A 13,937-nucleotide genomic window follows, 5' to 3' on the forward strand; every position below is an offset into this window, starting at 1 on the left:
CGCGGCGCGGAGTGCCCGCCCGGAACAGGGTTCTAAGGTAAGACTCATGTCCGCCGCACCACCCCCGCGACCGGCCGCCGGATGACGCAACTGACGACCCGCTTCGACGGTATGACCTGCTCGGCCGCCGCCGCGGTCGATCTTCCGCTGCCCGGAACGGCGACCACGGTCACCGGCTGGCTGTGTATCGAACATCCCGGCGCGTGGGGGCGCGATGTGATCGGCGACGAGGTGCTCGGTCCCGAGATCACCGCCGAACTGGCCGCGCGCGTGAAGGCGGCGCGGGTGCGTCCGACCCTCATCAGGCGGCCGGGGCGGTACGAGTTCACCGGAACCCGCACGGTGCTACTCGCGAGTTCGCGTCCTGAGGGCTCGTGGTGTGAACGATTCGAGATCACCGACCTGAAGCAGTTGCTCGACCTGGATCTCGGGATCGTCGACGGCCCGCCGCCCGGAATCGGTGCGGCGGTGCGTGATCCGTTGACGCTGGTATGCGCGCACGGGAAACGCGACCAGTGCTGCGCGCTGCTCGGCAGGCCGATCGCGGCGACTCTCGCCGCGCGCTACCCGGATCAGGTCTGGGAGTGTTCGCATACCGGCGGGCACCGGTTCGCCCCCGCCATGGTCCTGCTGCCGACGGGAAACACCTACGGCCGTGTCGATTCCGTCGCCGCCGTGGACGCGGTCGAGGCCGCCCGGCGCGGCGAGGTCTCGTCGACCGGATTCCGCGGCCGCAGTTGCTATCCTCCCGTCGAGCAGGCCGCCGAGATCGCGGTCAGGGCGATCGTCGCCGCCGGGGTCGACGATCTCGTCGTCCGATCCGAGAACGACAGCGCGGTCGGGGATTCCGCGATCGTGACGCATCGCGACGGCCGCCGCTGGCGGGTGGGCACGCGGACCGTCGACTTCGAACCGCGCCAGGCAAGTTGCGGCGCGAAGCCCAAACCCGTGACCGCCCTCGTCGCAGAGGATCCGCGACCGCTACCGCCGATCGGACCGGCGTAACAGCGGACTCCTACCGAGGCCGGTTTCCGGACACTCGCGAAATCCGTTGGTAACAGCTGACATTCGGCCGGGATCGTGACGATATGCGCACCCGTCCCCACCGCCCCCTGCGGGGTGGGGACGGGCGCGGTTCACCAGTGCGTCCCCGGCACCCAGCGCGCGGCGCGGCGCAGCGCGGTTCCGGTGACGCGGCGAGCCGCCGACCGCGGTCGCGGCTCGGCGGGTGGAGCGGTTTCCGGGACGGCGGTTTCCGGCGCGTCCTCCAACTGTTCGCCCTTGGCCGCGGGCGAGTCCGGCAGGGCGCGGTAGTAGCGGTGCAGGATGCGGTCGCGGAATTTCGGGGTGACCAGCGCGCCGTATTCGGCGAGGGTGCCGAGGGGCACGTCGATGCGCTTGGGGCGTTCGGCGAGGGCGCGCACGATGGTCGCCGCGGCCCATTCGGGGGATTCGGACGGCCCCTGAGCGCCGCTCGGCGTGATCATCGGGGTGCGGACCAGCGGCATGTGGATGGTGGTGAAAGTGACGCCGTCCGCCATGGTTTCGACCGCGGCGACCTCGGTGAACTTGTCCAGCGCCGCCTTGCTCGCGAGGTAGGCCGAGAACCTCGGGGTGGCGACCTGCACACCCGCGCTGCTGATCTGCACGATGTGGCCGAATCGGCGTTCGCGCATCTGCGGCAGCAGTGCCAGCGTCATGCGCAGCGCGCCGAAGTAGTTGACCGCCATGGTGCGTTCGTAGTCGTGCAGCCGGTCGGTGGAGCGGTGGATGGCGCGGCGGATGGAACGGCCCGCGTTGTTCACCAGCATGTCGACGTGACCGTACTCGTCGAGGATGGTCTTGACGGTCTGGTCGACCGAATCGGATTCGGTGACATCGCACTGGTAGCCCTCGGCGGTGCCGCCGGCGGCCCGGATCTCCGCGACGACGTCCGCGAGTTCGTCCCCGCGTCGGGCCAGCAGCAGGACGGTGGCGCCCTTCGCCGCGACCGCGAGGGCGGCGGCCCTGCCGATACCGGAAGAGGCGCCGGTGATCACGACGTGGCGACCGGTGAGATCGCGGGTGCGGCGATTGCGACGGATCTGCCCGTCCTCGGCGGAGCGGGCCACATCGGAGGCCGGGACGGCGGCGGCGTCACCCGTTGAGTCACGGTCGGGCGTGGCGTTCATCGCTGCTCCTTCGCGGTCGAATGATCTGAACTTACTCCAAAGTAAGTTGCTCTGCCAAGTGGTGGCCGACCCCCGGTCGCCGGACCTCGCCGACTCGGGTCGGTCCGGGGTCGGGGTGGTGCGCGCCACGGCGGGTGTGTCGATGCCACGGGATTGCCGATTCGGGGTGTCGAAGTCGGATCGTGGTCGCCCGGCCGGAGGACTTGCCGCTGGTGGAGGGTATTTTCGAAGGTGTTCCGCGGTAAGGCTTTCGAGAGAAGGTCGCGGTGTCCGGCAATCCTCGCGCAAAGGCTCGGTGATTCCTTCCGGCAAGCCTCGAATCTATCGAACATATGTGCGATACTCGTGCGCATGGCGGACGATCGGATGGCGGACATCTTTGCCGCGGTGCGGCTCGGCAGGGGCGACTCGGAGGCGGGGCGGCACGCGCTGCGCGCACTGTGGGATGAGCTAGGTCCGGCCGGAGATCCGTTGCAGCGCTGCGTGGTGGCGCATCATCTGGCCGTGTTGCAGAAGACTGCCGAGGAATCGCTGATCTGGGATCAGCGCGCGCTCACCGCGGTGTTCAGCCCCGGCATTCCGCTCGATGACGGACTGCGCTGCTTCCTGCCCTCGCTCTATCTCAACCTGGCCGACAGTCACCGTCGCGTGGGCGATTTCGACGGCGCGCGCATGCAATTGGCCATCGCGCGCGGTCATCTCCGGATTCTGGCCGAGGATGCCTACGGCGCGATGATCCGTTCCGGGCTGGATCGGGTCGAGGAGGCCCTGCGGGCGGGATCGGCGCAACGTTTGACAGCCGAGTGATCCGCGCGACTCCGGCGATATCTTCCGGAGTCCGGCGGTTCGGCGGCCCGATGCGTGACATCTCATCTATCGAATGTATGTTCGATAGAAAGGAGGTGATGCGCTGGTGGGGTGGGGTAACGGGCCGCCCACGTGGGCGGAGATGGAACGGGTGCTGTCCGGCCGACCCGGTCGGACGAATCCGGAGGCGATGTACCCCGGTGACGGCGGTGACAGCCCGGCCTGGTCGCGTAAACGCGGCGAATACCTGGCCGAGCCGGTCGAGCGGGTCGGTGGCCCCTCGGTGCCCTACGCCGAACTGCACGCCCACTCGGCCTACAGCTTCCTCGACGGTGCGAGCCAGCCGGAAGAACTGGTGGAGGAGGCCGTACGGCTCGGACTGGAGGCGATCGCGCTCACCGATCACGACGGTTTCTACGGGACGGTGCGCTTCGCCGAGGCGGCCGCGGAATGGGGTATGCCGACCGTCTTCGGCTCGGAACTGTCGCTCGGCGCGGGTGTCGCGCCCGATTCCGCGCCACGCACCGGATCGCCCGACCCGGCGGGCCCACATCTGCTGGTACTCGCCCGAGGTCAGGAGGGGTACCGGCGACTCGCACGGGAGATCTCGACCGCGCACATGGCCGCGGGGGAGAAGGGCATCCTGCGCTACGACCTCGACGCGCTCACCGCGGCGGCGGACGGGCACTGGCATATCCTGACCGGCTGCCGCAAAGGCCATCTCAGGCAGGCCGTCGAACAGGATCTGCTGGCCGGGGGCACCGGCCTGGTGCGGGCGGAGGCGGCGCTGCGCGAACTGATCGATCGGTTCGGCGGCGACCGGGTCGGCGTGGAACTCACCCACCACGGCGTCCCCGAGGACGACGAACGCAACGCCCACCTGATCGCCCTGGCCGACCGGGTCGGACTACCCGTGGTGGCGACCACCGGCGCGCATTTCGCCGGACCGGGACAGCGTCGCCGGGCCATGGCGCTGGCCGCGATCCGGGCCAGACAGAGCCTCGACGACATCGCGGGCTGGCTCGCTCCCGCGGGCGGCGCGCACCTGCGCTCCGGCGCGGAGATGGCCCGGCTGCTCGGCGCGGGAGCCGGGCGCGCGGGTCTGCGCGCGGTGTCCAACGCCGCCGAACTGGCTCGCGAATGCGCCTTCGACCTGCGGTTGATCGCACCTCGGCTACCGCCGTTCGACACACCCGACGGCCACGACGAGAATTCCTGGCTGCGCGCGCTCACCATGCGGGGCGCGCGGGAACGCTACGGCACACCCGACGACAATCCCGGGGCCTACCGGCAACTCGAACACGAACTCGCGATCATCACCGGACTCGACTTTCCCGGCTATTTCCTGGTGGTGCACGATATCGTCGACTTCTGCCGGACCAACGACATCCTGTGCCAGGGTCGGGGTTCGGCGGCCAATTCCGCGGTCTGCTACGCCATCGGCATCACCAATGTCGATCCGGTCGCCAACGAACTGCTCTTCGAACGATTCCTCTCGCCCGAGCGCGACGGTCCGCCCGATATCGACATAGATATCGAATCCGATCGCCGGGAGGAGGCGATCCAGCACGTCTACGCGAAATACGGTCGCGAATACGCGGCCCAGGTGGCGAATGTGATCACCTATCGCGGCAAATCCGCCGTCCGCGATGCCGCACGCGCACTGGGGTTCTCGCCGGGTCAGCAGGACGCCTGGAGCAAACAGGTGAGTCGCTGGTCCGGTGTTCAGGCAGAGACCGGAACCGATATTCCGCCGCCGGTACTCGAACTCGCCGCCGATATCGAGGGCCTGCCGCGACATCTCGGCATCCATTCGGGCGGCATGGTGATCTGCGACCGTCCGATCGCCGATGTCTGCCCGGTGGAATGGGCGCGTATGCCCGGCCGCAGTGTTCTGCAATGGGACAAGGACGATTGCGCCGCCGTGGGTCTGGTGAAATTCGATCTGCTCGGACTCGGCATGCTCTCCGCGCTGCACTACATGATCGACCTGGTACGCGAACACAAAGGTGAGACGGTCGAACTGCACCGGCTGGACCTGACGGAGGCCGGGGTGTACGAAATGCTCTCGCGCGCCGATTCGGTCGGTGTCTTCCAGGTGGAATCACGCGCCCAGATGGCCACGCTGCCCCGCCTGAAACCCCGGAATTTCTACGACCTGGTGGTCGAGGTCGCGCTGATCCGGCCCGGACCGATCCAGGGCGGCTCGGTGCACCCCTATATCCGCCGCCGCAACGAGCAGGAGGAGATCCGCTTCGACCATCCGGCGCTGGAGAAATCCCTGCAACGCACCCTCGGGGTTCCGCTGTTCCAGGAACAACTCATGCAGATGGCCGTCGACGTCGCCGGATTCACCGCCGCCGAGGCCGATCAACTACGCCGTGCCATGGGCTCCAAACGCTCACCGGAGAAGATGGAGCGACTACGCGAACGTTTCTATCGCGGTATGCGCGAAGTACACGGCATCACCGGCGACGTGGCCGACCGCATCTACGAGAAGCTCTACGCCTTCGCGAATTTCGGCTTCCCGGAAAGTCATTCACAGAGTTTCGCCGCACTGGTCTTCTATTCGGCCTGGTTCAAACTGCACCATCCGGCCGCGTTCTGCGCCGGTCTGCTGCGCGCGCAGCCGATGGGTTTCTACTCTCCCCAATCGTTGGTCGCCGACGCGCGGCGACACGACGTCACGGTGCGCGGTCCCGATATCAACGTGAGCCGTGCCGAGGCGACGCTGGAGGATCGGGGCACGAATATCAGGCTCGGACTGTCGTCGGTGCGCCATATCGGTGAGGAACTGGCCGAGAAGATCGTCGCGGCGCGAGCCGCCGGGCCCTACACCTCCTTCCTCGATCTGACCGGGCGCGTGGAACTGACCGTCCCGCAGGCCGAAGCGCTCGCCACCGCGGGCGCTCTCGGCAGTATCGGCAGCACCAGGCGCGAGGCGCTGTGGGCGGCGGGCGCCGCCGCCGGTGAACGACCCGACCGCCTGCCCGGCACCGGCGCGGCCACCGCCGCGCCCGCGCTGCCCGGTATGAGCGCTCTCGAACTGGCCGCCGCCGACGTGTGGGCGACCGGAGTTTCCCCCGGCAGCTATCCGACGGAATTCCTGCGCGCGCGCCTGGACGCGCTCGGCGTCATCTCGGCCTCCGGCCTGCTCGCCGTGCCCGACGGTTCGAAGGTGCTCGTCGGCGGCGCGGTCACCCATCGTCAGCGGCCCGCCACCGCCGCGGGCGTCACCTTCCTGAATCTGGAAGACGAGACCGGCATGGTGAATATCGTCTGCTCGGTCGGCCTGTGGACGCGCTATCGGCGACTGGCCCAGGGCGCCGCCGCGCTGCTCGTCCGTGGGCGGGTGCAGAACGCGGAAGGGGCGGTCAGCGTGGTCGCCGAACACCTGCAGCGCATGGATCTCCGCGTCGATTCCACCTCGCGCGACTTCCGCTGAACGCGCGGGCCGGTCTCCGGTGCGGGGCGAGTTCCGCGGCGCGGCGCCAAACATCGCAAACGGTGCTGCGATGCCCTCCCACGCTTCTTGATACGGGGAATCTGCACCTCACTGCCACTGCCACTGCGAGCCCGAGCATGATCGAGTCGGTGAGCCGACCGCCGCGCCGCCGCGGTGGGCGCATCGATGACCACCCGAACGGCCGACACACTATTGTCCCCACTACGACGCCGCCGACTCGACGGATGACCATGCCCGCAGACCCACCGGATCACCGCCTCCCGGTATCGTGCCGGGACCGAGGCGCGACCGCGCTTGTCACCCTTGCGGTTTCACTGCCGTCGATGGTGATCAGCGGCCTGCTCGTCTACGGCGCGGGCACACTCGGCGGACCGTCGACCGCGCTCGGACTGACGCTCACCTGGCTGCTCGTCGGCCCGCTCATCCCACCGCCGACCCCGGATATGGCGCCACTGATCTTCCGGGTGCGCCGACCGCGTCCGGAGGAACAGGCGGTGTTGATTCCGGCCTGGCACAATGTCGCTCAGCTCGCGCGAGTGTCCGCCGACGATTATTCGCTGTGGGTCCAGGACACCCGCGACGTCAACGCGCTCGCCGCGCCGGGGCACATCGTCGCGGTCACCGGATGGGCGATCGCCGCGCTCGGACCGCGTGAATTGGAAGCCGTCCTCGCCCACGAACTCGGCCACCATCTCGGCGGCGGCCAGCGCGCCCACATGCTCGCCTACTGGTACGGACTTCCGGTCGCGCTCATCAGGACCGGATACCGCAAGATCACCTGGCTGTTCGCGGTATTCGTCGCCCAGGCCGCGCATATCGTCGGATTCGTCGCGTTGCTGCGGCTGTTCGGTGTGCGAAAAGCCATGGACGTCATCTGTTTCGCCGTACTGACCCCGACCAGAGTGCTGGTATTCGTCGCGGCCGTCCTCGGGGCGGCGACGATATTCGGAATCCCGACCGCGGTGATCGCGGCGGCGGCGCTGCTCGCGGAACCGTTCGCGAAACAGGCGCAGCGGCGATGGTCGGAGATCAGGGCCGACGCCGTCGCCGTCGACCTCGGCTACGGACAACAGACCCACACCGTGCTCGATCTGTGGTTGCGTCGGGTCTCGACGCGGCGCGAGCCCGGCCCGCTCGCCCGAATGCTCGACTCCCATCCGCCGATCGAGACGCGACTGCGCGCCGTCCGCACCCGCGTCGGCGCTTCGGGCTGCGTTATCCCGCCGCCACGGTCCGCGTAACGGTTACCCTGCGACCATGCGAAAGCTTGCGGTGCTGTGCATCGGTCTCCTGGGTTCGGTGCTGCTCGTGGCCTGCGGCAGTGACGACATGTCATCGTCGTCGCCCTCGCCGACGGTCGGTAAATCCATGCCAGCGCCCGCCATTTCGCCGCCCGGCCTGCGCGAACAGGCGGGTGAGTCCGCCGACAGCAGGGGGCAGGCCGCCGATACGGTCGCGCGCAAGGAAGTCGTCACCGGCCGTGTCGATCTCACCGCGGACGATCCGATCGCCGCCGCCGCGACCGTCGCCGACCAGGTCCGCGCCGCGGGCGGCCGGATCGACAACCGCACCGAAGCGCCGGGAACCGAGGACGGCGACCCCAGCGCGTCGCTCACCGTCCGCGTGCCCGCGGACAAGACCGACGCGTTCATCGACGGACTCGGCGGCCTCGGCAAGGTCACTCGCGTCAGCACCAATCGCGAAGACGTGACCATGCAGTGGGAGGACCTCGACGCCAAGATCAAAGCCCTACAGTCCTCGGTCGACCGCCTGCGCGTCCTCATGGCCGGCGCGACCAATACCGCCGACCTGCTCGCCGCCGAGAGCGCGCTGTCGAGCAGGCAGGGCGAACTCGACAGTCTCACCGCGCAGAAGAAACTCCTCGATGATCAGGTCAGCCTGTCCAGCCTCACCATCGCCATCACGGCCACCGAGAAGAAGTCCGAGACCGACGACGGCCCCGGCAATTTCTCGGACGGCATCGTCTCCGGCTGGAATTCGCTGGTCGACTGGTTGCAGGACGCCGTCGTCTTCGTCGGCAAGGCGATCCCGTGGGCCGGGTTCCTGCTCGTCGTCGGCGCGGTGGTGTGGGGGATCGCGCGCGTGGTGCGCCGTCGTCCGGTGTCGTCCGGTGCGGGAGTCGAGCGTGGTCGCGCCGCCGGTTCCGCCGATCCCGTGTCGGACAGTTCGGACGCGAAAGCGGGAGTCACGAAAGACAGTCGGGTGGAAGCGGCATCCGGCGACGCGGACGTGAAGACCGGTACCGCGAAGGAGAGCTCGGCGGAAACGGTATCCGGTGCAACCACGACCGGGACCGCGAAGGCCGACGCCGTGAAGGGCGGCTCGGCGGAAGCGGCATCCGGAGAAGACGCGAGCAGCACCAAGGACGCGAAGGGTGACACCGAAGGACCGGCATCGCGGAAGTGATGGCCACCCGGAGCGGCCGGGCAAGAGACCAAGCGGCACAATCCTTGCCCGTACAGGCGGCACCCAGTCCGAATTCGGCGACGCCCTCGCAACGGAAATCGTTGCGGCGAAGGCGTACTCGGTGCCGCCGAGGACGCCCGGTGCGACGGCGAGCCGCGCGATCCTCACCCCGCAGGTGGATGCCCTTCCGAATGCGGGCAGCACCCACCTGCTACGAAACCGTTGCGGAGAAAGGAAACCCGGTGTGCCGCCGACGGTGATCAAGGCGACGATCAAACCGAACAGCCGTAAGGGCCCACTCGTCGAAACCCTCGACGACGGCACCCTCCAGCTCTACGTCCGCGCTCCCGCCGTCGAAGGCAAGGCCAACAGGGCCGCCATCGAACTCCTCGCCGAGCACTACGGCGTCCCCAAGAGCGCGGTCCGCCTCGCCGCGGGCGCGACCTCCCGCCACAAACGTTTCGAGATCGACCGTTAGAGCGAGTTCATGATGCGGGGTTGCCGACCGATCAGGGCTGGATGTTCTCCAGATCTTCGAGCAGGTCCGGGTGTTTCGGTTGCCAGCCGAGCGTCTGCCGGGTGTGTTCGCTGGACGAGGGCTGGTCGGCGGCGAAGATCGGGCCGAGCGGTCCGAACATCTCTTGCGGCACGGCTTCCGTGGCGCTCCCCAGTCTCCGACCGATGACAGCGGCGATGTCACGCATGGCGTCCCCTCGGTCGTCGACGGCGTGCCACGAGGTCCCCGCCCGAGCCTTCTCCAAAGCCAGTCGGAAGAGTACGGCCGCGTCGAGCGCGTGCACGGCGGGCCAGCGCTGGGTGCCGTCGCCCGGATAACCCCGACACGCCGTTGCGGCGCGCGGCCTCGGTCAATATCCCGGCGAATCCGCCTTTGCCCTCGTTGTGCACCGTGCGCGGCAGTCGTATGGCCGCGCTGCGCACACCGCGCGAGGCGAGGTCGAGGACCGAGGTGACGGAGTGACCGCGACCGCCGACAGGTCCCTCGGTCGACACCGGGTCGGCCTCGGTCGAGCAGCGCCCGGGTATGGCGGGTGTGCCCGAGACCGTGATCAACGGGCGATCACTGCCGACGAGTTCCTCGCCCATGGCCGCGAGAGCGGCGCTTTCCTCGACGATTCCGGCCGCGAGCGTGGCAAGGGATGTGAAGTCGTTGCTGAAAGCCAGGTGGATCACGCCGTCGGTCTCGGCCGCGCCGGTGCGGATCGTGCGCAGATCGGCGAGGTCGCCAAGGACGGATTCGGCGCCCGCGGCCTCCAAGACCTTGGCGGACGACTCCGAGCGGACGAGTGCGAGACGGTCGCGCAGATCGCCCAGCGCGCCGGCGTCGCGAAGAGCACGTTCTTTCGGCACTTCCCCGACAAGCGCGATCTGCTGGTGGCGGGCCGGCAGACGCTGAGCCGACTACTGGCAGAGGGGATCGCCGAGGCGCCCGAGAGCGTGGGGCTCGCGGTAGCCATGACCGACGCCCTCGTCGCTCGCGGAGTTCCCGACCCCACCGCGCACCTCGCGGGCGAACTGGGTGTTCTCGCGTTCAAACGGGGCTACGCCCAATGGCTGGACGCCGACGCCGCGCTCGCGCCGTATGTTCTCGCGGCCCTCGAAGATCTCGGCTCGGCGAGCCGGTCCCTCACCTGAATTCCCGCCCTAGACCCCGCCGGGAAACCCGTGCTGTCGCCACGCCTCGTACACCGCGACCGCCGCCGCGTTCGACAGGTTCATCGACCGCCGCCCCGGCAGCATCGGAATCCGCACCTGCTCGGTGATACGCGGATCGTCCAGTACCTGCCGAGGCAACCCGGTGGGTTCGGTCCCGAACAACAGCACATCCCCCTCCCGATACGCGATATCGGTGTACCTCGTCTCCGCCTGCGTCGTGAACGCGAACACCCGCTCCGGCGCCAACACCCGCCACGCCTCGTCGAGACTCGCGTGCACCGTCACCGACGCCAGATCGTGGTAATCCAACCCCGCCCGCCGCAACTTCGACTCGGACAGATCGAACCCCAACGGCTCGACCAGATGCAGCTCACACCCGGTCCCCGCCACCAATCGAATCGCATTACCGGTATTCCCCGGAATAGCGGGCTCGTGGAACATCAGTCGGAACACAGGCGCCTATTGAACCAGGTGGGGTACCCGTGCGAGCGAGGCGGTCAGTTCGGCAGAAGTCGAAGAGGAGTCGAGTGGCGGGTCCCAGCGCTGAAGTGCCGCAGATCAAGCATCGCGACCTCCCCGACACCGAGTCGTTCTGCCACCGCGAGTACGGCGGCATCGACAGCTCCCAATGGGAAGTCGGCGTACTTTCGGCGTACCAGCTCGGCCATACGCTGTAGATCAGTGCGGGTGAGCTCACGAGTTCGATTTCGTTCGCGGCAATGGATTCCAGGAATGCGGCTTCGACCTGCGGTCCTACGCGAGTTTCCAGAAAGTAGCAGACCTCCGCGAGCAGCGGACTCGGCACAAGCAGGGGGCCGGGATGGGTTTCCAAGAGATCAAGGCAGCGTTGGTGATCAGCGTCGTTGTTGAGGACGGCAACTAGCGGGCCTGTGTCGCAGACGATCACCGGCCCGTTTACCACGTTCCTCACGCAGAAGGTCTTCCGAACGTGCGGCGAGGTCGGGTTCGGCGTCCATCACGCCCGCGAACGAGAGATGCCGACGCCGCTCGACTGCCGGTTCCGCCGCAGTTGCCGGTTCGGGGGACTCGGTGACGACGAGTTGGAGTGCGACCGCCCGCAACGCCCGCGCTTGGTCGGGCGTGAGCCGGTCGACCAACCGATGCAGGTCTTCGTAGTCGTGCGCTGCGGTCATGGTTGCGAGTCTAGTGGCTTGCCACTTTCGACGCCTGAGTCATTGACCTGAGAACTGAGCTATCTGCACATCGACGTGCCCACGTCGCGAGACTTCGGCAAATCTTCTCGAGGCGTCCGATCAGTCCGCGGTCCGGTGGGGCTGATCGGTTACTGGATCGATCAGCCTCGGCCACGCCGATGGGTTGCCCAGGTCGGCGCGCGTATCGGTCGCCGAGGGACCGGCGGGCCAGGGATGCGGTGTCCCACATGATCACTCGACGTAGAGTGGGGCGAGCCCGATCGCGGTGGACGCGGTCATCCGGGGACAGCGATATCGATGAGGAGCGCGACGATGCGGTTCGGCAACGGACTCGATATACCCGAAGGACTGACCGATGTGTGCGCGCCGGATCGGATGGCGGTGCTCGTGTACGACATGCAGGTCGGGGTGTTGTCGCAGCTGGCCGATGGGCCGCAGATCGTCGAGCGGGTCGTGCGGCTGGTGGAGGCGGCGCGGCGCGGTGGTTATCCGGTGATCTTCCTGCGCCACTTCTTCCTGCCGCCTCGGCTCACCGGGGTGTTCGGCCTGCGCATGGCGATGAACTGGCAGCAGATCGAGTCCGTCGACGAGGTGAAGCCCATTCTGCAGCGCGACACCCCGCCGTTCGAGCTGGTTCCCGAACTCCGGCCCCGGGCCGATGAGATCGTGTTCGACAAGACCTCGATGTCGGCGTTCGAGGGGACTCCGCTGGCCGCGACCCTGCGTGACCTCGGCATCGGTACGTACGCCATCTGCGGGGTCGCCTTGGAGATCGGTATCGCGCCCACCGTCACGCATTCCACCGACCTGGGTTTCGTGCCCGTCGTGGTCGCCGACGCCTGCGGCGGTAAGGATAAGGAGGCCATGGCGCGGGCCTACGACGATTTCGCCTTCCAGGGGCACGCGATGGTCACCGACGTCGACACGATCACACCGCTTCTTGCGAAGTGACGGTCTCGGTCTCCGCTGAACCACAGGTATCCGCGTTGTCGTATCGCGGATTCGGCGGCGCGACTAGTTGTGGCAGGTGTCGCGGTCGTTGTAGAGCAGCATCTGGGTGACCTTCGCCCCGGGTGGGCTTTCCGAGCGGATGCCGAGGAAGCCGTAGTGGGCGGGCTGGCCGGGGACGTCGGCGGAGCTCCAGTTGTGGCCGAGTTTCAGGGTGGGGTACGCGGCGCGGATCTCGTCCAGGGTGGAGCCGACGGTGATGCCCTCGGGAGTGTGGGCGGGCAGTTTGTTGTGCATGATCGCGACGATCTCGCCCTGGTTGTAGAAGCCGCTCCAGCCCGCGGTGGCGGTGTAGCGGCCGCAGCCGGGCGGGTCGCCGCCCATATCCTCGACTTTCGCGATCTCGCCGGTGGCCTGGGCGTCGGCGAGGCTCATGCCGAGGCGGATCTTGCCGTAGCCGAGTGGGCCGAAGTCGGGGGGTGGGGGTGCGACGGCGGTGGAGGAGGCGACGGAGTCGACGGTCGGCCGGGCGGGCGGGGCGACGGTGTTATCGGAACAACTCGCGGTGCCGCCGAGCGCGGTCACCAGCGTCACGAAGGTCATGACGGCACGATTGATTCGCATGGTCTTCCCCCGATTTCGTCCCCGGTGAACGAGGTTTCCGCCGGATCCGCGGGCCTCGTATGCCGGGCCCAGTCTGGTACGGAGGAACGGTGCGGGTCAAGGGCGAGTGGGGGATACGTGGCCGCTCGGTTCGGTTGTGCGCCGGAACGGAGGGCACGTCGCGAGGTGCGGACGGGTGGTTCGTCGGCGCAACCGTGTGAGTCTTGTCGGTACGGGTGTCCGCGGGGGATCGTTCGCGAGCCGGGGTTCGGCGCCGGTCCGGCGCGGGTCTGCAAGAATCGGGGTGTGACCGATGTCGAATCGCCCATGGGAAGGCGGCCCAGCGCGGGGGCGCAATTCCTGCGCTGCCATCTGCCGATGGTGGTGGTGACCCTGGTCATCCTGCTCGCCGTCATCTTCGTCGCCTCCGATCGCTGGCGACGTGGCGCGCTGTTCTTCGGCGGCGCCACCCTGCTGGCCGCGGCGTTTCGGCTGTGCCTGCCGACCGCGCAGGTCGGGTTGCTCGCGGTGCGCAGCAGGCCCTTCGATGTGGCGGCGCTCGGATTGCTCGGCTCCGCCATCGTGACGCTCGCCGCGACCATCAGCACGGTCGGTGTCGGCTGACCGATCGGTCCAGATTGATCAGGCCGAAGCCGTACGGACCGC

Annotated in this window: 16 protein-coding genes and 1 pseudogene; 10 read left to right on the forward strand and 7 right to left on the reverse strand. The window is 68.2% G+C overall.

Annotation, left to right across the window (positions count from 1 at the left end):
- Positions 1 to 81: 81 nt before the first annotated feature.
- Complete coding sequence (locus tag OG225_RS39585) at positions 82 to 1,005, forward strand: sucrase ferredoxin (protein ID WP_405179725.1); 924 nt, start codon at positions 82 to 84, stop codon at positions 1,003 to 1,005.
- Between the two features lie 131 nt (positions 1,006 to 1,136).
- Here OG225_RS39585 and OG225_RS39590 read toward each other — a convergent pair whose 3' ends face one another.
- The gene (locus tag OG225_RS39590; protein WP_405179726.1) at positions 1,137 to 2,171 is read right to left on the reverse strand and encodes an SDR family NAD(P)-dependent oxidoreductase; all 1,035 of its coding nucleotides are present in this window, start codon (positions 2,169 to 2,171) and stop codon (positions 1,137 to 1,139) included.
- 351 nt (positions 2,172 to 2,522) lie between these two features.
- Here OG225_RS39590 and OG225_RS39595 point away from each other — a divergent pair, with 351 nt between their 5' ends.
- The 5 genes from OG225_RS39595 (at position 2,523) to OG225_RS39615 (ending at position 9,349) form a co-directional block, all read left to right on the forward strand.
- Positions 2,523 to 2,978 carry a hypothetical protein gene (locus tag OG225_RS39595; RefSeq protein ID WP_405179727.1) on the forward strand — a complete coding sequence of 152 codons (456 nt, stop codon included), beginning with the start codon at positions 2,523 to 2,525 and terminating at the stop codon, positions 2,976 to 2,978.
- A gap of 106 nt (positions 2,979 to 3,084) precedes the next feature.
- Positions 3,085 to 6,423: an error-prone DNA polymerase gene (locus OG225_RS39600; RefSeq protein WP_405179728.1), complete on the forward strand. Its 3,339-nt coding sequence runs from the start codon at positions 3,085 to 3,087 to the stop codon at positions 6,421 to 6,423.
- Between the two features lie 344 nt (positions 6,424 to 6,767).
- A complete protein-coding gene (locus tag OG225_RS39605; protein ID WP_405179729.1) occupies positions 6,768 to 7,685 on the forward strand; it encodes a M48 family metalloprotease in 918 nt (305 codons plus the stop codon).
- Between the two features lie 16 nt (positions 7,686 to 7,701).
- Positions 7,702 to 8,871 (forward strand): DUF4349 domain-containing protein, encoded by a 1,170-nt coding sequence (locus OG225_RS39610; RefSeq protein ID WP_405179730.1) that lies wholly within the window; start codon positions 7,702 to 7,704, stop codon positions 8,869 to 8,871.
- 259 nt (positions 8,872 to 9,130) lie between these two features.
- Positions 9,131 to 9,349 carry a DUF167 domain-containing protein gene (locus tag OG225_RS39615; RefSeq protein WP_405183510.1) on the forward strand — a complete coding sequence of 73 codons (219 nt, stop codon included), beginning with the start codon at positions 9,131 to 9,133 and terminating at the stop codon, positions 9,347 to 9,349.
- Positions 9,350 to 9,380: 31 nt separating this feature from the next.
- Here OG225_RS39615 and OG225_RS39620 read toward each other — a convergent pair whose 3' ends face one another.
- Positions 9,381 to 9,575: a hypothetical protein gene (locus tag OG225_RS39620; RefSeq protein WP_405179731.1), complete on the reverse strand. Its 195-nt coding sequence runs from the start codon at positions 9,573 to 9,575 to the stop codon at positions 9,381 to 9,383.
- Entirely contained in the window at positions 9,568 to 10,239 is a 672-nt protein-coding gene (locus OG225_RS39625) for a hypothetical protein (protein WP_405183525.1), read from the reverse strand. The genes OG225_RS39620 and OG225_RS39625 overlap by 8 nt, the downstream gene beginning before the upstream one ends.
- Here OG225_RS39625 and OG225_RS39630 point away from each other — a divergent pair.
- Complete coding sequence (locus OG225_RS39630) at positions 10,195 to 10,524, forward strand: TetR family transcriptional regulator (RefSeq protein ID WP_405183511.1); 330 nt, start codon at positions 10,195 to 10,197, stop codon at positions 10,522 to 10,524. The genes OG225_RS39625 and OG225_RS39630 overlap by 45 nt on opposite strands.
- Before the next feature lie 9 nt (positions 10,525 to 10,533).
- Here the strand turns inward: OG225_RS39630 and OG225_RS39635 are convergent, their stop codons facing one another.
- Positions 10,534 to 10,998: a tRNA (cytidine(34)-2'-O)-methyltransferase gene (locus OG225_RS39635; RefSeq protein WP_405179732.1), complete on the reverse strand. Its 465-nt coding sequence runs from the start codon at positions 10,996 to 10,998 to the stop codon at positions 10,534 to 10,536.
- Positions 10,999 to 11,072: 74 nt separating this feature from the next.
- Here OG225_RS39635 and OG225_RS39640 point away from each other — a divergent pair, with 74 nt between their 5' ends.
- A complete protein-coding gene (locus OG225_RS39640) occupies positions 11,073 to 11,222 on the forward strand; it encodes a hypothetical protein (RefSeq protein WP_405183526.1) in 150 nt (49 codons plus the stop codon).
- 71 nt (positions 11,223 to 11,293) lie between these two features.
- On the opposite strand, the pseudogene OG225_RS39645 reads toward OG225_RS39640, so the two are convergent.
- Positions 11,294 to 11,476 (reverse strand): annotated as a pseudogene (locus OG225_RS39645) (PIN domain-containing protein); the annotation flags it as partial.
- Positions 11,400 to 11,699 carry a hypothetical protein gene (locus tag OG225_RS39650; RefSeq protein ID WP_405179733.1) on the reverse strand — a complete coding sequence of 100 codons (300 nt, stop codon included), beginning with the start codon at positions 11,697 to 11,699 and terminating at the stop codon, positions 11,400 to 11,402. The gene OG225_RS39650 and the pseudogene OG225_RS39645, both read right to left, overlap by 77 nt.
- Positions 11,700 to 12,032: 333 nt before the next feature.
- On the opposite strand from OG225_RS39650, the gene OG225_RS39655 reads away from it, so the two are divergent.
- Entirely contained in the window at positions 12,033 to 12,671 is a 639-nt protein-coding gene (locus tag OG225_RS39655) for a cysteine hydrolase family protein (protein ID WP_405179734.1), read from the forward strand.
- 63 nt (positions 12,672 to 12,734) lie between these two features.
- On the opposite strand, the gene OG225_RS39660 is transcribed toward OG225_RS39655, so the two are convergent.
- A complete protein-coding gene (locus OG225_RS39660; RefSeq protein WP_405179735.1) occupies positions 12,735 to 13,292 on the reverse strand; it encodes a hypothetical protein in 558 nt (185 codons plus the stop codon).
- Positions 13,293 to 13,598: 306 nt separating this feature from the next.
- Between OG225_RS39660 and OG225_RS39665 the strand changes: the two genes are divergently transcribed.
- On the forward strand, positions 13,599 to 13,895 hold the full coding sequence (locus OG225_RS39665; RefSeq protein ID WP_405183512.1) for a DUF3017 domain-containing protein: 297 nt from the start codon (positions 13,599 to 13,601) through the stop codon (positions 13,893 to 13,895).
- The last annotated feature ends 42 nt before the right edge of the window (positions 13,896 to 13,937 follow it).

This window comes from Nocardia sp. NBC_01377 (assembly GCF_045040005.1).
GTDB lineage: Bacteria > Actinomycetota > Actinomycetes > Mycobacteriales > Mycobacteriaceae > Nocardia > Nocardia noduli.